Raw genomic sequence first — 19,734 nt, forward strand, 5'->3', positions numbered from 1 at the left:
CCTAACGAACCCTGGAGAGGAGCCGGATGATCGCCACCCTGGAGCGTCCTGCTTTCGCCGAGCGCACGCACGTAGACTTGCCCTTGATGGACGAGTCGCAGACGCCGGTCGATACACGTGCGCAGTTCGAGGAGCAGGCCCTTCCCTTCATGGACCAGCTGTACGCCGCCGCGATGCGCATGACGCGCAACCCCGCGGATGCGGCGGATCTGGTGCAGGAGACGTTCGTGAAGGCGTTCGCCTCGTGGAAGACGTTCACGCAGGGGACGAACCTGAAGGCGTGGCTGTACCGCATCCTCACCAACACGTATATCAACACATACCGAAAGAAGCAGCGCGAGCCCTTCCAGAGCCCGATCGACGATCTCGAGGACTGGCAGCTCGGCGGCGCCGAGTCCACCACGTCGAGCTCGGCGCGGTCGGCCGAGGCCGAGGCGATCGACCACATGCCGGCCTCCGTGGTCAAAGACGCGCTGCAGTCCATCCCGGAGGACTTCCGGCTGGCGGTGTACCTCGCCGACGTCGAGGGCTTCGCCTACCAGGAGATCGCCGACATCATGAAGACCCCGATCGGCACCGTCATGAGCCGACTGCACCGCGGACGGCGCATGCTGCGCGAGCTGCTGGCCGATTACGCACACGAGCGCGGGATCATCGCATCAGGGAGCAAGAAATGACCGACTGCGGCTGCGAGAAGACCCGCAAGGATCTCGAGGAGTATCTGCGCAACGAGGTGTGCAAGACCGAGCAGGCCGACATCCGCGAGCATCTGGAGGGCTGCCCCGGCTGCCGTGACGAGGCCCTGGTGTCGCGCACGCTGACCGAGGTGCTCGCGCGGTCGTGCAAGGAGGCCGCGCCCGAGCAGCTGCGCGAGATGGTCCTCACCCGCCTCAACCAGGTGCACGTCGTCGCCGACTGATCGTCCCATGCTCCGCCCGTAGCGGGTGCTCCCTCGCTCAGGCGCCCATCGGGGTGAACACGCGCAGGGCGGCGGGCACGGCATCCACTCGCAGCGGCAGCGTTCCCACGGGGTCGCCGTCGGCATAGGCCGTCGCCCCCGCGGAGTCGAGCCGGATGCTGCGCGCACGGTAGGTCGACACCTCGTCGACCGTCGTGTGCGTGCCGCGGTAGAGCCGGGGCAGCAGACGCAGCAGCCGCAGGCGCCCGGCCGGATCCACCACTGTCACGTCGAGCAGGCCGTCGCCGAGATCGGCGTCAGGACAGATCGGGATGCCGCCGCCATAGCTCGGCCCGTTGCCGACCGCCGCGAGCACGAGGTCCTTCTCGAAGCGTCGGACCGTCCCGTCGGCGGTCTCGAGCTCGATCCGGAACGGCACGCCGTGCAGCGTCAGGAACTCGGCGAGGATCGCGATCGTGTAGCGGCTGGAGCCGCGCGGCCAGCGCATGCGGTTCGCGCGGTCGTTGACGCGCGCGTCGAACCCGGACGCGAGCACCGTGCCGAACAGGGTCGTCGAGCCGTCGGCGCGGGTGAGCCTGGCCAGATCGACCTCGCGCGTGGCGCCGGCGGCGATCGCGTCGGCGGCCGCGTCCACGTCGCGCCCCCGCAACCCGACCGCCGCGGCGAAGTCGTTGCCGGTGCCGGTCGGGATGACGCCGAGCGGGATGCCGGTGCCCGCCACCTGCTGAAGCGCGAGGTTCACGGTGCCGTCGCCGCCGGCGACCACGACCCCGTCGACGCCCGCGTCGAGCGCGGCCCGCAGCAGCGTCGTGGTGTCGGCGGCCGAGCCGCCGGAGATGATCGAGGTCGTGACGTCGTGCGCGCGCAGGCGGGCGGCGGCGCGCTCGGCGGCGTCGGTGCGCACCCCGGCGCGCGCGGCCGGATTCGCGACCAGCGCGACCCTCACGGGCGGCCCGCCGGCGGGATGAGCACGCCGGGGTTCAGGATCCCGCGCGGGTCCACGGCATCCTTCACCGCCCGCAGGATCCGCACGCCCGGCTCGCCGATCTCCGCCGCCATATACGGGCGGTGGTCGCGGCCGACGGCGTGATGGTGGGTGATCGTGCCGCCGGCGTCGACGATCGCGCGGGACGCGGCATCCTTCGCCCTCGTCCACTGGCCGATCGGGTCGTCGGTGAGCGCCGCGACCACGGTGAAGTACAGCGACGCGCCCGCCGGGTACACGTGCGAGATGTGGCACAGGACCTGCGGCTTCGTGCCGAGGGCCGACAGGGCGTCGGTGAGTGCGGCGGTGACGGCGGCCTTCAGGTGCGGGACGTTCGACCACGTCGTCGCGGTCTCGAGGGTCTCGGCGAGCACGCCGATCTCGAGCAGGGTGTCGCGCAAGGCCGGCGAGGCGAACCGGCCGCGCTCCCACGAGCGGGCGGGGTCCTCGCCCCGGGCCTTCGCGCCGTGGGCGGCGAAGATCGCGTCGGTGCGCTCGAGGGTTGATGCCGCGTCCGCCGCGGTCTCGCCCTCGAATGTGGCGACGGCCAGGCACCCGCGCAGACGCGTGAGATGCCCGCCGAGGGCGGCGTTGACCCGGGTCTCGGCGGCATCCGAGAGGCGCATGACGGTGGGGCGCACGCCGTGCTGCGTGAGCTCGCGGATCGCTCGGGCGCCGGCGGCGAAGTCGGGGAAGGTCCAGGCGCCGTACGCCGTGACGGCGGGGTGCGGCCGGATCGCGACGGCGACCTCGGTGATAACTCCGAGCGTCCCCTCCGAGCCGAGGAACAGCTCGCGCAGATCGGGACCGGCGGCGGTGGCGGGAGCGCGTCCGAGGTCGAGGTCGCCGGTCGGGGTCGCGATGCGCAGACGCTGCACGAGGTCGTCGAACCGGCCGTAGCCGCGGGAGGCCTGGCCCGACGACCGGGTCGCGGCGAACCCGCCGAGGGTGGCGAACGCGAAGCTCTGCGGAAAATGGCCGAGCGTGTACCCGTGCGCGCCGAGCAGCTCTTCGGCCTGGGGCCCCGTCGTGCCGGCGCCGAACGAGGCCACGAGCGACGTCTCGTCGAGGTCGAGCAGCGCGGCGGTGCGCGACAGGTCGAGCGTGACGACCGGGCGCGCGTTCTCGGATCCGTCGTCTGCGCGTGCGCCGTCGACGGGATCGACGCCGCCGACCACGCTGGTGCCGCCGCCGAACGGCACCACGACGACGCCGCGCTCGTCGCACACGGCGAGGACCGCGGCGACCTCGGCGTGCGTCGTGGGACGCGCGACGGCATCGGGTGCCGCCTCGTCGAGGCCGAGCCGGCGGCGCAGCAGGTCGATCGTGCTCTTGCCGCCCAGGTGCATGCGACGTGCGTCGTCGTCGGTCACGACCTCCGTCACCGCCGCCAGCACCGCCAGGTCGTCGGCGGACAGGCGGGGCGGGGGCAGCGGCGCGGGCGCGCGGCGGGGCACGGGATGCGGCCGTCCTCGCAGCAGCGCCGCGGCGATCGCCCGCGCACCGGGCGGCAGCGAGGCGGGCTCGTCGGACCACCCGTCCCACGGCGGTCGCGGCGCGGGCGAGGGGACGGCGAGCGGGGGCCGCGGCATCCTCGCCTCATCCGAAACCATGGCGACAGTATGACACAGTACGTATATTTGTCACATGGCTGACGCGGATGGCACGGCACTGACGACGCAGACCGAAGCGGAGATCCTGGATGCCGCGGCCGACGAGGTGCGGGCGCACGGGATCCGTCGCACCACGGCGTCCGACATCGCGCGTCGCGCCGGACTGTCACGGCAGACGCTGTACCGGTACTGGCCCGACGTGCAGTCGCTGCTGGCCGCACTGATCACGCGCGAGCTGCTGGCAGTGATGCCGCCGCCGGCCGATCCGGCCTCGCTCGAGGCGTTCGTCGAGACACTGGTCGACACGACCGATCGCATCCGGCGCATGCCGCTGCTGCAGACGCTGCGCCGCAGCGACCCCGAACTGCTCGCACGATATGTGCTCGAGCGCGTGGGCACGAGCCAGCGGCTGATACACGAGCAGCTGGCCGCGCGGGTGCGCTCGGGGCAGGCGGCGGGACTCCTGCGCGCCGGCGACGCGTCGCAGATCGCGGCGATGGTGCTGCTGATCGCACAGTCGGCGGCGCTGTCGGCGCCGATCGTCGACGCGTGGCTCGACGAGGCGGTGTGGCGCCGCGAGCTCGCCGCCGCGCTGAGGGGGTACCTGCGATGAGGACCGTCGGGCGCACGCCCCATCCCACCGCACTGAACGCGGCGCGCAGGCGACGCGAGCTCGACGCGCTGGCCGACACCGCCGACATCGACGTGCTCGTGATCGGCGGTGGGATCACCGGGGCGGGAGTGGCGTTGGATGCCGCATCCCGGGGCCTTCGCACGGTGCTGGTCGAGAAGCACGATCTGGCGTTCGGTACGAGCCGGTTCAGTTCGAAGCTCGTGCACGGCGGACTGCGGTACCTGGCGACCGGGCAGGTCGGCATCGCGCACGAGAGCGCCGTCGAACGCCACCTGCTGATGACGCGCATCGCGCCGCACCTGACCCGGCCGCTCGCGCAGGTCGTGCCGCTGTTCGCCGCGGACTCGGCCGCCCACGGTGCGTACATCGCCACCGGGTACCTGCTCGGCGACGCGCTGCGGGCGCTGGCCGGAACCCCGCGGCGGGTGCTGCCCGACCCGGGGTTCGTCTCGGCGGACGAGGTCGCCCGGCTCGCGCCGGCCGTCCGGCGCGGTGATCTGCGCGGCGGCGTGCGCGGGTGGGACGGGCAGCTGTTCGACGACGCCCGGCTGGTCGTGGCCGTCGCACGGACGGCGGCCGGGTACGGGGCATCCGTTCTCACCCGCCTCGAGGCCGTCTCGGCGACCGGCGACGGCGCCCTGCTGCGCGACGCGCTCACCGCAGACGAGATCGCGGTGCGCGCGCGGGCGGTCATCAATGCGACCGGCGTGTGGTCCGGGCGCTTCGACGACGGAGTGCATGTGCTGCCCAGCCGGGGAACGCATCTGGTGGTGGATGCCGCGCGCCTGGGTTTCGCGGACCTCTCGCTGACCGCGCCCCTGCCGGGATCGTCGTCGCGGTTCGTCTTCTCGGTGCCGGCGCCGCACGGGCGGGCGTACATCGGGCTGACGGACGTCTCCGCTCCCGGCGAGCCGCCCGAGGTCGCCGAGGCCGCCGATGCCGAGATCGACCAGCTGCTGGACGTGTTCGGCGGCGTGCTGCAGGCGCCGCTGACGCGCGCGGACGTGATCGGCACGTTCGCCGGGCTGAGGCCGCTGCTGGCGGACGGGGGCGTGGCGGCACGTGCGGGCGGCGTGGCGGGCGCGCGCGGAGCGCCGAGCGACCTGTCGCGGCGGCACGCGGTGCGCGTGTCGACGGACGGCGTGGTCTCGGTCGTGGGCGGCAAGCTGACGACGTATCGCCGGATGGCACAGGACGGGGTGGATGCCGCGGTGCGGCACGCCGGACTGGCGGCCGGGGCGTGCGTCACGGCGTCGCTGCCGGTCGTCGGCGCATGGCCGCGCGAGCGACTGGGCGATCTGGCGCCCGGCGTGCCGGACCGCTTCGTGCGGCGGTACGGGGCCGAGGCGCGGTTTGCGGCCGGGCTGCCGGCGGGTCCTGGTGCGGCGCGCGGCGTGACGGCGCAGGAGCTCGAGTGGGCGGTGCGGGTCGAGGGCGCCCTCACGATCGACGACGTGCTCGACCGGCGCACCCGCCTGGGTCTGGTCGCGGCCGACCGTGACGCATCCGCCGCGGCTGCGGCATCCGCCTTCGCCCGCGCCGGCGTCGACCCCGCCTGACGCTCCCGTTCCCCGCCCCCTCCACCCCCGCCCATCACCCGAGAGTGCAACGGACGGCCGAGGGCATGGTCGAGGTGGCGGCCCGGGGCTATGACGGGTCGGCGCGGGCCACGAAGACCATCGGGCGGCTGTCCGGAGCGAGCGGCTCGCGATGCCAGCCGCCGTAGACGGCCTCGACCGCGAAGCCGGCGGCGGTCAGAGCACGCGCGATGTCGTCGCGAGTGCGGAACGCCAGCAGCTGGACCTCGTCGACGGCGTCGCCGGTGCGCTCGAACACGTTGTGCGACGACAGCTCGACGAGTCCGGGCGCGATCTCTCGCGCATCGGACCATTCGCGCAGCGGGCCGTGTGCGCTCTCGCGCGTCGACGGGGGAGCGGTCCAGTCGTTCCAGGCAGGGACGGCGGGGTTGCGGGATTCGAAGGCGAGCAGTCCGCCTCGGCGCAGAGCCCGGCACAGGTCGCCCAGGGTGCGCGCCCAGTCGGACTCCGGGACGTGCTGGGCGACGTTGCCCGTCATCACCGCGACGTCGAACGGCCCCGGCGGGATCGCCCGGCTGTCGCCGTGGAACCACTCGACGCCCTCGGCGCCGGCGCGCCGGCGCGCATACGCGATCATCGCAGCGGACGGGTCGACGCCGACGACGCGACGCCCGCCCCGGGCGAAGGTGACGGTGAGGATGCCGGTGCCGCAGCCGAGATCGAGTACCGCGCCGGCGCCGACCTCGTCCGCGAGGGAGCGGTAGAAGTCGTGATCGGGACCGTCGGGGTTGTCGAGGTCGTACAGATCCACGATGCGCGGGTCGTAGTCGGTCATCCGGGCGAATCTATCAGCGCGCCGTCGGCGACGTCGGGCGGTGTCGGGGCGTCAGTCGGTGTCGGAGGTGCCGTCCATACTTGGAGGCGTGACTCAGACGCGCGTTCGCGCCGGCGGTACCGGCGTGCGCACCGGCGGCATCGGCGTGCTGCAGGGCACGGCGCTGTACATCGCCGCGATCCTCGGCAGCGGGCTGCTCGTGCTCCCCGGGCTGGCGGCGGCGGTGGCGGGGCCGGCGTCGATCCTCGCCGTGCTCGCCGTGATGCTGTTGGCGGCTCCGCTTGCGGGCACGTTCGCCGCGCTCGCGGCCCGCTATCCCGATCCCGGTGGGGTCGCCAGCTATGTTCGTCGGGCAATCGGTCCCACGGCGGCGCGCGCGACCGGATACTGGTTCTACTTCGGGGTCGCAGCCGGCTTCCCCGTCCTGGCTCTGCTGGGCGGCAACTACCTCACGGCGCTCACCGGCGTCGATGCGTCGGCGGCGCCGCTGCTCGGCCTCGCGGTGCTGGTTCCGCCGTTCGCGATCAACATGCTCGGTGTGCGGACGGCGGGGTGGGTGCAGTTCGTGCTCACCGGAACGCTCACGGCGATCGTGGTGTTCGTCGTGGGGGTGGCGTTCCCCGCCGTTCAACCCGAGCGCTTCGTGCCGCCGCTTCCGCACGGCTGGGCCGGTGTCGGCGTCGCGGTGAGCCTGTTCGTATGGGCGTTCGCCGGATGGGAGGTCGGCACCCACATCTCGGGCGAGTTCCGCAATCCGCGTCGTGCGATCCCGATAGCCACCGGCATCGCCCTGGTGGTCACCGGCGCCGCCTATCTGCTGCTGCAGGTCGTCACGGTCGGGGTGCTCGGTGGGGCCGCCGGCGACAGCGATGCGCCGCTGGTCGCGCTGGCCGAGGCGGTGGCTCCCGGCGTCGGGCGCGTTCTGGTGGGCGTGGCCGCGGGCATCGTCGCGCTCGGCGTGCTGAACTCGTATCTGGCCGCTTTCGGCAAACTCGGTGCGTCGTTGGCCGTCACCGGTGATCTGCCGAAGGTGTTCGCGCCCGGTGCCGAGGCCGGCGGCGTGCCGCGTCGCGCGCTTCTGCTGACGTTCGGCGTCGCGTTGGCCTATTTCGGTGCGGCGGTGGCCACCGGCGGCAACCTCGAGACGTTCATCCTCATCCACACCGGCAACATGGTCTCGATCTACGCCGCGGGCATGATCGCCGCGCTGCGCATCCTTCCCCGGTCCACGCCCGGATGGTGGATGGCGCTCGTCGCGGCCGTGCTCTCGGTGGCGCTGCTCGCCCTGAACATCGCCCATCTGGCCCCGGCCGCGGTGCTGGCCGCCGCGGCGGTCGCGGTCACGCTCTGGCGGCGCCGTCGGGCCAGTCGGCGAGCGGCACCGGTAGCGGTCCTGTCGAGCAGTGCGGTGTCGGCGGGCGGCGCGGTGTCGGCGGGCCCTTCCGTGCCCGAGGTCGTGGCATCGCCCGTGCCCGAGGTCCCTGCGGCGCCGTGCCCGGATGGCGCGGGAGCTGCCGACCCCTGCACAGCGTCAGCGTGACCCGGGCCGGCGCCGAAACATCTCGGCGTCACCGATTGCGATAGCCGTGGCATCCGCTCGCGCAACTCGACCCCCGCTGACCCTCGTCCCGCTCGCCCGTCGCGCCGGGCACCGGCATCCAGACGGCGAAGGTACAGCTGCGGGGGCAAAGGTACGGGATCGTCCCGCACCTTCGCCCCCGCAGCTGTACTCTCGGCGAGGCTCAGCTGTACCCTCGGCGAGGCCCTACAGCGTGGTCGCGCGCGCGATGATGTCGGCGGCCTCGGCGGCGTGCACCTTGGGCGAGCCGGTCGCCGGTGATGCCGATGCGGCGCGCGAGACCACGCGCATCGACCGTCCGTCGAGCTGCTTGTCGATCTCGAGCGCGATGAACGGCCAGGCGCCCTGGTTCTCGGGCTCGTCCTGCACCCACACCAGCTCGGCGTTCGGGTACTGGCCGAGCACCGTCTTCAGCTGCTCGATCGGCGCCGGGTAGTACTGCTCCAGGCGCACCAGCGCGATCTCGGGGTTCGGGTTCTTGTCGAGCTCGGCCTTCAGATCCCAGTGGATCTTGCCCGAGTGCAGCAGCACGCGCTTGACGGCGTCCTTGGCGATGCCGCGGTCGTCGTCGAGCACCTCTTCGAACTTGCCGGTGAGGAAGTCGTCGACCTGGCTCGTCGCCCCGCGCAGGCGCAGCATCGCCTTCGGTGTGAACACGATCAGCGGGCGACGCGGCCGGGCGTAGGCCTGACGGCGCAGCAGGTGGAAGTACGAGGCCGGGGTCGACGGGCGCGCGACGGTCATGTTGTCCTGCGCGCACATCTGCAGGTAGCGCTCGATGCGGGCCGACGAGTGGTCGGGGCCCTGTCCTTCGTAGCCGTGCGGCAGCAGCAGCACGACGCTCGAGCGCTGGCCCCATTTCTGCTCGGCCGACGAGATGAACTCGTCGACCACCGACTGGGCGCCGTTCGCGAAGTCGCCGAACTGGGCCTCCCACAGCACCAGCGCGTCGGGCCGCTCCACCGAGTAGCCGTATTCGTACGCCATCGCCGCGTATTCGCTGAGCAGCGAGTTGTAGACCCAGAACCGGCCCTGCGTGGCCGACAGGTTCACCAGCGGGATCCACTCCTGGCCGTTCTGGCGGTCGTGCAGCACGGAGTGGCGCTGCACGAACGTGCCGCGCTGCGAGTCCTGCCCGGCCAGGCGCACCGCGGTGCCCTCGAGCAGGAGCGAACCGAACGCGAGCAGCTCGCCGAAGCTCCAGTCGATGTCGCCGTTGCGGCTCATGTCCAGACGCTTGGTGAGCAGCTTGTCGAGCTTCGGGTGCACCGTGAAGCGCTCGGGCTTGTTCACGAACGCGTCGCCGATCGACTCGATGACCTCGCGCGAGACACCCGTGGTGTCGGGGGCACCGGTCGCGGTGTCGACCGAACCGGTGACGGTCACGATCGGCGAGGTGCCGGTCTCGGCCGCGTGCGTCTCGGCGAAGGCGACCTCGAGGCGGTCTTGGAAGTCCTTCTTCGCGGTCTCGTACTCGTCTTCGGTGATGTCGCCGCGGCCGACGAGCGACTCGGTGTACAGGCGGCGCACCGAGCGCTTGGCCTCGATGAGGTTCGTCATCAGCGGCTGGGTCATCGACGGGTCGTCGCCCTCGTTGTGCCCGCGCCGGCGGTAGCAGACGAGGTCGATCACGATGTCGCGGTGGAACTGCTGACGGTAGCGGAAAGCGACCTCGGCCACGTGCACGACCGCCTCCGGGTCGTCGCCGTTCACGTGCAGGATCGGCGCCTGGATGGTCTTGGCGACATCCGTGGCGTACACGGAGGTGAAGCCGTCGTTGGGCAGCGTCGTGAACCCGACCTGGTTGTTCACGACGACGTGGATCGTGCCACCGGTCCGGTAGCCGCGCAGCTGCGACATCTGCAGCGTCTCGACCACGACGCCCTGACCGGCGAACGCGGCGTCGCCGTGCACGAGGATCGGCAGATACGTGAACGAGCCGAACGGCTTGCGGTCCTGCTTCGCCCGCACGATGCCCTCGAGGACGCCGTCGACCGTCTCGAGGTGCGACGGGTTCGCGGCCAGGTGCACCGGCAGCTGCTCGCCGCCGTCGCCGACGAACGTGCCGTCGGTGCCGAGATGGTACTTGACGTCACCCGAGCCGCTCTTGTTGCCGACGGCCACCGAGCCCTCGAACTCGCGGAACACCTGGCCGTACGTCTTACCGCCGATGTTGGTGAGCACGTTCAGCCGGCCGCGGTGCGCCATGCCGATGCCCGCACCGTCGAGACCGATCTGCGCTGCCCCCTGCAGGATCTGGTCCAGCAGCGGGATGAGCGACTCGCCGCCCTCGAGGCTGAACCGCTTCTGGCCGACGTACTTCGTCTGCAGGAAGGTCTCGAACGCCTCGGCCTGGTTGAGCTTGCTGAGGATGCGCAGCTGCTCGTCGTGGCTCGGCTTCTGGTACTTGACCTCCATGTTGTCCTGGAACCACTTGCGCTGCACCGGGTCCTGGATGTGCATGTACTCGATGCCGATCGTGCGGCAGTACGAGTCGCGCAGGACGCCCAGGATGTCGCGCAGCTTCATGATGCGCTTGCCGCCGAACCCGCCCGTGACGAACTCGCGGTCGAGGTCCCAGAACGTCAGACCGTGGTTCTCGATCTCGAGGTCGGGGTGCGTGCGCTGCACGTACTCCAGCGGATCGGTGTCGGCCATCAGGTGGCCGCGCACGCGGAACGAGTTGATCAGCTCCTGCACGCGAGAGGTCTTGTCGACCCGCTCGGCGATGTCGACGTTGATGTCCTTGGCCCAGCGGATCGGGGCGTAGGGGATGCGGAGGGCTGCGAAGATGCTGTCGTAGAAGCCGCGCTCGCCGACCAGCAGCTCGTGCACCTTCTTGAGGAACTCGCCCGAGCCGGCGCCCTGGATCACGCGGTGGTCGTACGTGCTGGTCAGGGTGATGGTCTTGCCGATGCCCAGCTCGTTGAGCGTCTTGTCGCTCGAGCCCTGGAACTCGGCGGGGTACTCGAGGGCGCCGGCGCCGATGATGCAGCCCTGGCCCTTCATCAGGCGCGGCACCGAGTGCACGGTGCCGATGCCGCCGGGGTTGGTCAGCGACAGCGTGGTGCCGGCGAAGTCGGTCGCCGTCAGCTTGTTGGCGCGGGCCCGCTTGACCAGGTCCTCGTATGAGGCGAGGTACTCGTTGAAGGTCAGGCTGTCGGCACGCTTGATGCTCGGCACCAGCAGCGCACGGGTCCCGTCGGGCTTGGGCAGGTCGATCGCGATGCCCAGGTTCACGTGCGCGGGGGCGACGACGGACGGCTTGCCCTCGACCTCGGTGTAGAACACGTTCTGGCTCGGGAACTCCTTGAGCGCCTGGATGAGCGCCCACCCGATCAGGTGAGTGAAGCTGACCTTGCCGCCGCGGGTGCGCGACATGTGGTTGTTGATCACGATCCGGTTGTCGATCATGAGCTTGGCCGGGATCGTGCGCACGCTGGTCGCGGTCGGGACCGTCAGCGACTGGTCCATGTTGGCCGCGAGGGTCTTGGTCATCCCGCGCAGCGGGGTGACGACATCCTCATCGACGTGCTCGTGCTCTTCGTCGGCGGCCGACGGCTTCACCTTGGGCGCCTGGGCCGGGATCGGCTGCGGAGCGGCGGGCTTGGCCGTCGTGCGCGCGACCGGCTGCGACCCGATCACCGGGACCGGAGCGGTCACCGGGTGCGCGTCCGACGGCGGCGTCGTGGTCACGGGAGCTGCGGGCGCCGCGGCCGACGGCGCGGCGACGTGTGCGCTCGTGTCGACGGGATGATAGGCCTCGAGAATCGGCCACCACGACTTGTCGACGGAGTTGCGGTCCTTCTTGAATTGCTCGTAGAGCTCGTCGACGAGCCACTCATTGGCCCCGAACTCTCCTTCGCTCGAAGTCCCGACGCCGTTCACCTGGCTCGACACGTTCGTTCGCCTGCTTTCCTCGCTGAGATCTGGAGATGTACGGGCTCTTTGTCGCCCTTGCACACGACTGTCTAGCGTATCTCACCACGCGGAAGAGGGCAGGATGCTGCGGCCCGCCGCACGCCATGATTCGGCATCGTTTCCCCCGCCGAAAGAATCATTACCCTTGACAGCATGGAGTTCTACGGCGAGCAGCCTGTCGGCGACCTGACGTATTCGGATGTGTTCCTGGTCCCGCGCCGCTCGGAGGTCACCAGCCGGCTCGACGTGGACCTGTCGCCGGGCGACGGCACGACGGCGACGATCCCGCTGGTGTCGGCCAACATGAACTCCGTGACCGGCCCCCGGCTGGCTGCGACCCTGGCCCGCCGCGGCGGGCTCGGCGTGCTGCCGCAGGACATGCCGCTGCAGGACCTGGACGCCGCGATCCGCTGGGTCAAGGCGCAGCCGGTGCCGTGGGACACGCCCGTCGTGCTGCCCCCGCACACGACGGTCGCCGAGGCCGCGCGCATCCTTCCCCCGCTCGAGGGGTACGGCATCGTCGTCTCCGACGAGCCGGCCCACGCGGTTCCGGTCGAGCGGATCCGCGGGGTGGTCTCGGCCGGGCGACTTGGCACCGCGCTGCCGGACGCACAGCTGGGTGACCTGGCCCGCGCCCGCCCGACCTCGATCGACGCCGACGACGTGACCGACGCCCGGCACGCATTCGACCTCATCGTCGACAGCGGGGCCGAGACGGTGTGCGTGCTGCGGCACGGGATGCTGGTGGGCACCCTCTCTCGTCGCAGCGCGCTGCGCGCGACCTTGTACCGGCCCGCGGTCGACGCCTCGGGCCGACTGATCGTGGCGGCGGCGATCGGCATCAACGGCGACGTGCAGGCCAAGGCGAGGGCCCTGGTCGGCGCGGGCGTCGACGTGCTGGTGGTCGACACCGCCCACGGCCACCAGGAGGGGATGCTGCGCGCACTGCAGCAAGTGGCCGAGCTCGGCCTGTCGATCCCGATCGCGGCCGGCAACGTCGTCACGGCCGAGGGCGTGCACGACCTCGTGACCTCGGGCGCATCGATCCTGAAGGTCGGCGTCGGGCCGGGCGCGATGTGCACGACGCGCATGATGACCGCCGTCGGGCGGCCGCAGTTCTCAGCTGTGCTCGAGACCGCGCAGGCCGCACACCTGATGGGAGCGCACGTGTGGGCCGACGGCGGCGTGCGCTACCCCCGCGACGTCGCGCTGGGCCTGGCCGCAGGCGCGTCGTCCGTGATGATCGGCTCGTGGTTCGCGGGCACCGTCGAGGCGCCGGGCGAACTGCTGGCCGACGTGGACGGCCGCGTCTACAAGGAGTCGTGGGGGATGGCCTCGACCAAGGCCGTGCGCGAGCGCTTCGGCCGCCTCGACGCCTACGAGCTGGCCCGCAAAGAGCTGTTCGCCGAGGGCATCTCGTCGTCGCGGATCTATCTCGACCCGCTGCGCCCGGGCCTGGAGGACCTGCTCGACATGATCACCTCGGGCATCCGCTCGTCGTTCACCTACGCCGGCGCCCGCACGGTCGGCGAGTTCCACGATCGCGCCCGCGTCGGTCTGCAGTCCGCCGCCGGCTACGAGGAGGGCAAGGCTCTCCCCGTCAGCTGGTAGCGCCGCCGCCACCGGATTCCCGGCTGCGCCGCCCGCCACCGACGCTCGAACCCGAAACGCCGAATGCTACAGCTTCCTGCTGATGCGGCATCCATTTTCCCAGTGCTGCAGTTCCCTGCTGATGCGGCAGTTTTTTCCTGGCGCATCAGCAGGGATCTGCAGCATCAGCGGAACGCCGGGAGCGGCATCGGAGATGCGGATTCCGTGAGCGCCGTCACTGAGCGCTACGGGCGAGGCTTCGAGCACCGAAGCCCGTCTCCGGTCAGGATGTCCCAGATGACGCGCGGGGTGTCTGCCTGCTTCGCGGCCCAGCGCGAGAACCCCCGCACCTCTCGCCGGATCTCGTTCTCGCGATCCTTCTCGTCGATGACGATCTCGGTGATGTCGCGTTTGTCGTCGAACTCGGGCTTGACGTACTTCACCCGTCCGTCGACCTCGCACCAGTGGTCTTCCGTCTCGAAATAGAGGTCCCCGAACACGAGCCGCCCGGTGCGCAGCACACGCCTCTCCTGCAGCCGCGGCTTGGGAAACCCCAGTTGGACGACCACAACCCGACTCTGCGATTCACGGACATTCGCGGCCAGCGGGTCGGCGAACGCGAGCACACGACGCGCCTTGGCATCCGTGCGCCGCGGCTGTGTGCGTTCCATCAGCGACAGGATCTGTCCGATCGTGGTGAGCGGTCCGCCGGGACGACCCGTCCAGATCGCCTGGTCCACGGCGGTCACCGCGCGCAGAAAGGGCAGACTGCGCGCAAGATCGAGCGCCGTCTGGGTCGGAGTGGTGACGCGGTGCTCGCCGATGACTGCGGTCTCGACATCTTCGAGCCCCAGCGTGTACCGCTGCACCGTGCCGCTGGATCGGCCGCCGTCGGTGCGACGGGTCGTGACATCCACCCGTCCCGGCCAGCCGCCGATCACGTCGATCCCGTGTTCGGCGGCCGCGGCGAGATGCGAGACCACCCCCGGACTCTTGAGTCGTCGAAGCACCTCGTGCACGAACACGCGATGCTTCTCGATCGGTTTCAGCGGGCTCCACAATGCCGTCGGCGCATACGCTCCGGTTGTGATGCGCGTCCAGTCACCGCTGGCGATCGCCGCATACAGATGGCGATCGTCGATCAGCTCCAGCGGCCGGTCGCTGCGTCTCGAGACGACGAGTCTGCGCAGTGCGGAGGAGGTCATGGACAAGAGGATGCCGATGCCGGCCGCCGGCCGTGGCCCCGGCATCCCCTTCTGTGGAGAAGTGCCCCGTTCTCGCCCGCTGTCGCGATCTGGGGAGGAGGCGCGGCGAATGCGTCTGCGCTCGGCGTCGTCACGCGCAGCACCCGGACACCCGGGGCGGCACTTTCCTGCTGATGCGCTCGCTTTTTCTTGGAGCATCAGCAGGAAAGTGCCGCCCGTCGTAAAGACGTGCCGCATCAGCAGGATGCTGTAGCTTTCGCGAGGTGAGTTGACCGAGTCAAGGGGGTCGGCGCGAGGAGGGATGCCGCAGCCGCAGGCGGCGGTGCCGCAGTCGCGCACCGCCGCGCAGCATGCCGGCGAGCGGGCGCAGTAAACTTGTCGCCACGATGGACGACCCGCCGAGTTGCAGACGCCCGCCCCACGAACCCGCTCCCCGGACAGGGGGTGACGTGTGATGGACTACGTCATGCTGGGCGTGGGGCTCCTGCTCACGGTCGGGACCGGCCTCTTCGTGGCGAGCGAGTTCGCCCTGGTCAACCTCGATCGCGCCGACCTCGAGGCGCGTCAGTCGCGCGGCGAGTCGCGTCTCGCGCTGACGATCGCAGCCCTGAAGAAGACGTCGACGCATCTGTCCAGCGCGCAGCTGGGCATCACGCTGACGACGCTGCTGACCGGCTACACGATGGAGCCGGCGATCTCGAACCTGCTGCGGCCGGTGTTCGCCGCGTGGTCCATCCCCGATGGCGTGCTCGTGCCGCTCGCGGCGATCATCGGCATCGTCATCGCGACGATCCTCTCGATGATCCTCGGCGAGCTCGTGCCGAAGAACTTCGCCCTGGCGCTGCCGCGGCACACCGCCAAGCTCGTGCTGCCGTTCCAGGTCGCGTTCACCACGGTGTTCCGCCCTGCCGTGGCGGCCCTGAACGGCTCGGCCAACGGCGTGCTGCGGGCCGTCGGCGTCGAGCCGAAGGAAGAGCTGTCCGGCGCCCGCACGGCATCCGAGCTGTCGAGCCTGGTGCGCCGCTCGGCCAGCGCCGGCGTGCTCGAGCAGGACACCGCGACGCTGCTGGATCGCAGCCTGACCTTCTCGCGCCTGAGCGCCGCCGACGTGATGACCCCGCGCCCGAGCGTGCACGCCGTGGCCGCGGACGACTCGGCCGAGGAGGTCATCCAGCTCGCCCGCCGCACCGGGCACAGCCGCTTTCCGGTCACCGGCGAGTCGATGGACGACATCGTCGGCGTCGTGCACCTGAAGGCCGCGGTGAGCGTGCCGAGCGAGCGCCGTGCCGACGTTCCGGCCGCGGCACTGGCATCCGAGCCCCTGCGGGTGCCCGAGGCCGTACACCTCGACGGGCTGCTGGCCGAGCTGCGCGCCCGCGGGTACCAGCTGGCGATCGTGCTCGACGAGTACGGCGGCACGGCCGGCATCGTCACGCTCGAAGACCTCGTCGAAGAAATCGTCGGCGAGGTGCTCGACGAGCACGACCGGCGCCGCGCCGAGCTCGTGCGCGGCGGCGAGACCGTCACGTTCCCCGCCGACTGGCGCCCCGACGAGCTGCGCGACCGCGCGGGCGTGCGCGTTCCCGAGGGCGACGTGTACGACACCGTCGGCGGCTACATCATGAGCGTGCTCGAACGGGTGCCCAAGACCGGCGACACCGTCCAGATCGAGGACGGCACTCTGACGGTCGCGCGCATGTCGGGCCGACGCATGGAACGGGTCACGTTCACACCTGTCCCGCACCCCGCCGATGCCGGGGTCGATGGCAGGGCCGAGTCCCACGAGGGGGGTGAGCCCCGATGAGCGACTGGGCGGGAATCATCTGGCTCGTCGTCCTGCTGGTGTGCAACGCGTTCTTCGTGGCGGCCGAGTTCGCCGTCGTCTCGGCGCGTCGCTCGCAGATCGAGCCACGCGCCGACGAGGGCTCGCGCGGCGCGCGCACGGCGCTGTTCGCGATGGAGCACGCCACCCTCATGCTCGCGACCACGCAGCTGGGCATCACGATCTGCTCGCTGCTGATCCTGAACGTGTCGGAGCCGGCGATCCACCATCTGCTGGCTGCGCCCCTCGGGCTCACCGGCGCCGGTGAGGCCCTGGTCGACGTGATCGCGTTCGTCATCACGCTCGTGCTCGTGTCGTACCTCCATGTCGTGTTCGGCGAGATGGTGCCGAAGAACCTCGCGTTCTCGATGCCCGATCGGGCCGTACTGATGCTCGCGACCCCGCTGGTGTGGATCTCGAAGGTCTTCCACCCGGTGATCGTCGCGCTGAACTGGACCTCGAACGCGGTCGTGCGCCTGTTCCGGGTCGAGCCGAAGGCCGAGGCGGCGTCGACGTTCACCCTGGACCAGGTGGCCACGATCGTGAACCGGTCGCGGATCGAGGGAGTGCTCGAGGATGCCTCGGGCACGGTCGCCGCGGCCGTCGAATTCACCGACAAGAAGGCCGCCGACATCGCCGTGCCGCTGGCCGACCTGGTCACGCTGCCGCGATCGTCGACCCCGGACGACATCGAGCGCGCGGTCGCGCAGCACGGCTTCTCGCGCTACGTGATCGTCGACGACGAGGGTGGAGTCGTCGGGTACGTGCACCTCAAGGACGTGCTGCGCGCGGCGGAGGATCCGGATGCCTCGGCCGGCGGCGTGCGGTCGATCCCCGCCAAGCGCATCCACCACCTCGTGCCGGTGCTGACCACCACCGATCTCGAGGACGCCCTGGCCCTGATGCGCCGTGCGGGCCGCCACCTCGCACAGGTGCGGGACGAGCACGGCGCGACCACCGGCGTGCTGTTCTTGGAGGATGTGATCGAGGAGCTGGTCGGCGAGGTGCAGGACGCGACCCGTCGCGGGCACCGCGGCAACGGACGGTGACGGAGCCGGGAACGGCCCGGTCCGGGCACCGCGCCCACCCCGCGCCCGCCCCGTGCCCGCTCAGCGACGGGGCCGTGCGCGCAGGTACTGCAGCGGCCAGTAATCGATGGCCTCACCAAGCTCGGTGCTCGCGCGCAGCGCGAAGTGCGGGTCGCGCAGCCATTCGCGCCCGGCCATGATCGCGTCGGCCTCGCCGTCGGCGAGGATCTGCTCGGCGTGCGCGGCCGAGCCGATCAGGCCCACCGCGCTGGTGCGCACGCCCGCCTCGCGGCGCACCTGCGACGAGAACGCGACCTGATAGCCCGGGCCGGGATCGATCCGCTGGTGGGCGACCAGGCCGCCGCTGGAGATGTCGAACAGATCGGCGCCGCGCGCCGCGGCCCACCCGGCCACGGTCGCGGTCTGCGCGACGTCCCAGCCGCCCTCAGCGCCGTCGGTGGCCGACAGCCGGACGAACACGGGCGCCTCGGGCGCGGCCGCGCGCACGGCGTCGACGACCTCGAGCAGCAGCCGCGCACGCCCGGCCAGGTCGCCGCCGTACCCGTCCGTGCGCGTATTCGACAGCGGTGAGAGGAACTGGTGCAGCAGGTAGCCGTGCGCACCGTGGATCTCGAGCACGTCGAACCCGGCCTGCACCGCGCGCACCGCGGCCGCGGCGAACGCCTCGACGACGCGCGCGATGCCGGCAGGATCGAGCTCGTGCGGCGACGCGTACCCCTCATAGGCGATCGCCGACGGCGCGACGGTGGGCCACCCGCCCGCATCCGCGGGCACCGAGCCGCGCCGCGGCGCGAACGGCGCCCACGTCGACGCCTTGCGTCCGGCATGGGCCAGCTGCACCCCGGCCACCGCTCCGCGGGCGCGGATCGCATCGGCGATCGGCGCCCAGGCGTCCCGGTGCGCGTCGCTCCACAGTCCGGTGTCCTCGGGCGAGATGCGGCCTTCGGGCAGCACCGCGGTGGCCTCGGCCATGACCAGGCCCGCACCGCCGGTCGCGAACTGCGCGAGGTGCACGTGGTGCCACTCCTGCGGCATCCCGTCCACCGCGCTGTACTGGCACATCGGCGAGACCCACAGCCGATTGCGGAACGTCGTGCGCCGGATCGTCAACGGGGCGAACAGAATACTCATTCGGCGGTGCTCCTGCGGGTATGGTGTGGCCATGGTCGAGGCGGTGACGTGGACGGCCGCCCGGGTGGCGGAGGTCCTGCGCGCTCCGACCGCCTCCGATGACAAGTATTCCCGCGGTGTGGTCGGCATGCGCACCGGATCGGACATGTTCCCCGGCGCCGCGGTGCTCGGCGTCGAGGCGGCGTGGCGCACCGGCATCGGGATGGTGCGGTATCTCGGCGCGACGGTTCCCACCGAGCTCGTGCTGCGCCGGCGCCCCGAGACCGTGACCGCGGACGGCCGCGTGCAGGCGTGGGTGATCGGATCGGGGATGGATGCCGCGACCCGAGAGGCGCACGAGACCCGAGCGCAGCGCGGCATTCTCGCCGGCCATCTGCCGGTGATCGCCGACGCCGGCGCGCTCGATCTGGTCGCCGCCGCGACAGCGCCGTGCGTGGTCACGCCGCACGCGCGCGAGCTCGCGGCGCTGCGCACGTCGATCGGCCTGCCGGCGCAGGACGGCTCGGACGAGGCCACGCGCATCGCCACCGCGCGTCAGACCGCGTCGGCGCTGAACGTCACGGTGCTGCTCAAAGGCGCCGTGACGATCGTGGCGACCCCGTCGGGCTGGACCGCCCGCGTCGACGCGTCGACGCCGTGGCTGGCCACGGCCGGCACCGGCGACGTGCTGGCGGGCGTGCTCGGCGCCGTCGTGGCAGGGGCGCAGGCGTCGCGCGAGCGCGAGGCAGGGGGAGTGGATGCCGAGTCCCTCGGCCCCCTCGCAGCCTCGGCGGCGTGGCTGCACGGCGGTGCGGGCAGGGTCGCGTCCCGCCGGGCGGGCGCGGGCCGGCCGGGTCCGCTGGTGGCCCTGGACCTCGCCGCGGCCCTGCCCCGGGCCGTCGCGGAGGTGCTGGGCGAGGCATCCTGACCCCCT

Annotated in this window: 15 protein-coding genes; 9 read left to right on the plus strand and 6 right to left on the minus strand. The window is 71.6% G+C overall.

The genetic code is table 11. The features are described 5' to 3' along the window. Positions 1–86 precede the first annotated feature (86 nt). On the plus strand, positions 87–677 hold the full coding sequence (locus tag AC3RX0_RS02060; protein ID WP_491505353.1) for a sigma-70 family RNA polymerase sigma factor: 591 nt from the start codon (positions 87–89) through the stop codon (positions 675–677). After that, on the plus strand, positions 674–919 hold the full coding sequence (locus AC3RX0_RS02065) for a zf-HC2 domain-containing protein (protein WP_491504282.1): 246 nt from the start codon (positions 674–676) through the stop codon (positions 917–919). The genes AC3RX0_RS02060 and AC3RX0_RS02065 overlap by 4 nt, the downstream gene beginning before the upstream one ends. Positions 920–956: 37 nt before the next feature. On the opposite strand, the gene AC3RX0_RS02070 is transcribed toward AC3RX0_RS02065, so the two are convergent. Further along, positions 957–1,865: a diacylglycerol kinase gene (locus AC3RX0_RS02070; RefSeq protein WP_491504283.1), complete on the minus strand. Its 909-nt coding sequence runs from the start codon at positions 1,863–1,865 to the stop codon at positions 957–959. Next, positions 1,862–3,517 (minus strand): FAD-binding oxidoreductase, encoded by a 1,656-nt coding sequence (locus tag AC3RX0_RS02075; protein ID WP_498165848.1) that lies wholly within the window; start codon positions 3,515–3,517, stop codon positions 1,862–1,864. The genes AC3RX0_RS02070 and AC3RX0_RS02075 overlap by 4 nt, the downstream gene beginning before the upstream one ends. Positions 3,518–3,551: 34 nt before the next feature. On the opposite strand from AC3RX0_RS02075, the gene AC3RX0_RS02080 reads away from it, so the two are divergent. After that, positions 3,552–4,130: a TetR/AcrR family transcriptional regulator gene (locus tag AC3RX0_RS02080; protein ID WP_491504285.1), complete on the plus strand. Its 579-nt coding sequence runs from the start codon at positions 3,552–3,554 to the stop codon at positions 4,128–4,130. Further along, positions 4,127–5,710 carry a glycerol-3-phosphate dehydrogenase/oxidase gene (locus AC3RX0_RS02085; RefSeq protein WP_491504286.1) on the plus strand — a complete coding sequence of 528 codons (1,584 nt, stop codon included), beginning with the start codon at positions 4,127–4,129 and terminating at the stop codon, positions 5,708–5,710. The genes AC3RX0_RS02080 and AC3RX0_RS02085 overlap by 4 nt, the downstream gene beginning before the upstream one ends. An 88-nt stretch (positions 5,711–5,798) precedes the next feature. Here AC3RX0_RS02085 and AC3RX0_RS02090 read toward each other — a convergent pair whose 3' ends face one another. Further along, on the minus strand, positions 5,799–6,524 hold the full coding sequence (locus AC3RX0_RS02090; RefSeq protein WP_491504287.1) for a class I SAM-dependent methyltransferase: 726 nt from the start codon (positions 6,522–6,524) through the stop codon (positions 5,799–5,801). A gap of 88 nt (positions 6,525–6,612) precedes the next feature. Here AC3RX0_RS02090 and AC3RX0_RS02095 point away from each other — a divergent pair, with 88 nt between their 5' ends. Then, complete coding sequence (locus AC3RX0_RS02095) at positions 6,613–8,064, plus strand: APC family permease (protein ID WP_491504288.1); 1,452 nt, start codon at positions 6,613–6,615, stop codon at positions 8,062–8,064. Between the two features lie 225 nt (positions 8,065–8,289). Here the strand turns inward: AC3RX0_RS02095 and AC3RX0_RS02100 are convergent, their stop codons facing one another. Next, positions 8,290–12,003 (minus strand): multifunctional oxoglutarate decarboxylase/oxoglutarate dehydrogenase thiamine pyrophosphate-binding subunit/dihydrolipoyllysine-residue succinyltransferase subunit, encoded by a 3,714-nt coding sequence (locus tag AC3RX0_RS02100; protein ID WP_491504289.1) that lies wholly within the window; start codon positions 12,001–12,003, stop codon positions 8,290–8,292. Between the two features lie 174 nt (positions 12,004–12,177). Here AC3RX0_RS02100 and guaB1 point away from each other — a divergent pair, with 174 nt between their 5' ends. Continuing rightward, on the plus strand, positions 12,178–13,635 hold the full coding sequence (guaB1, locus tag AC3RX0_RS02105) for a GMP reductase (RefSeq protein ID WP_491504290.1): 1,458 nt from the start codon (positions 12,178–12,180) through the stop codon (positions 13,633–13,635). Positions 13,636–13,859: 224 nt separating this feature from the next. Here guaB1 and AC3RX0_RS02110 read toward each other — a convergent pair whose 3' ends face one another. Further along, a complete protein-coding gene (locus AC3RX0_RS02110) occupies positions 13,860–15,158 on the minus strand; it encodes a hypothetical protein (protein WP_491504291.1) in 1,299 nt (432 codons plus the stop codon). Between the two features lie 115 nt (positions 15,159–15,273). Between AC3RX0_RS02110 and AC3RX0_RS02115 the strand changes: the two genes are divergently transcribed. Then, positions 15,274–16,623: a hemolysin family protein gene (locus tag AC3RX0_RS02115; protein WP_491505354.1), complete on the plus strand. Its 1,350-nt coding sequence runs from the start codon at positions 15,274–15,276 to the stop codon at positions 16,621–16,623. Then, positions 16,620–17,690, plus strand: a complete 1,071-nt coding sequence (locus AC3RX0_RS02120) for a hemolysin family protein (protein ID WP_491504292.1) — start codon at positions 16,620–16,622, stop codon at positions 17,688–17,690. Before AC3RX0_RS02115 ends, AC3RX0_RS02120 begins: the two co-directional genes overlap by 4 nt. 60 nt (positions 17,691–17,750) lie before the next feature. Here AC3RX0_RS02120 and AC3RX0_RS02125 read toward each other — a convergent pair whose 3' ends face one another. After that, the gene (locus AC3RX0_RS02125; RefSeq protein ID WP_491504293.1) at positions 17,751–18,821 is read right to left on the minus strand and encodes an NADH:flavin oxidoreductase/NADH oxidase; all 1,071 of its coding nucleotides are present in this window, start codon (positions 18,819–18,821) and stop codon (positions 17,751–17,753) included. 31 nt (positions 18,822–18,852) lie between these two features. Between AC3RX0_RS02125 and AC3RX0_RS02130 the strand changes: the two genes are divergently transcribed. Beyond that, positions 18,853–19,728: an ADP-dependent NAD(P)H-hydrate dehydratase gene (locus tag AC3RX0_RS02130; RefSeq protein ID WP_491504294.1), complete on the plus strand. Its 876-nt coding sequence runs from the start codon at positions 18,853–18,855 to the stop codon at positions 19,726–19,728. Positions 19,729–19,734 lie beyond the last annotated feature (6 nt).

This window comes from Microbacterium sp. W1-4-2, from assembly GCF_058349885.2.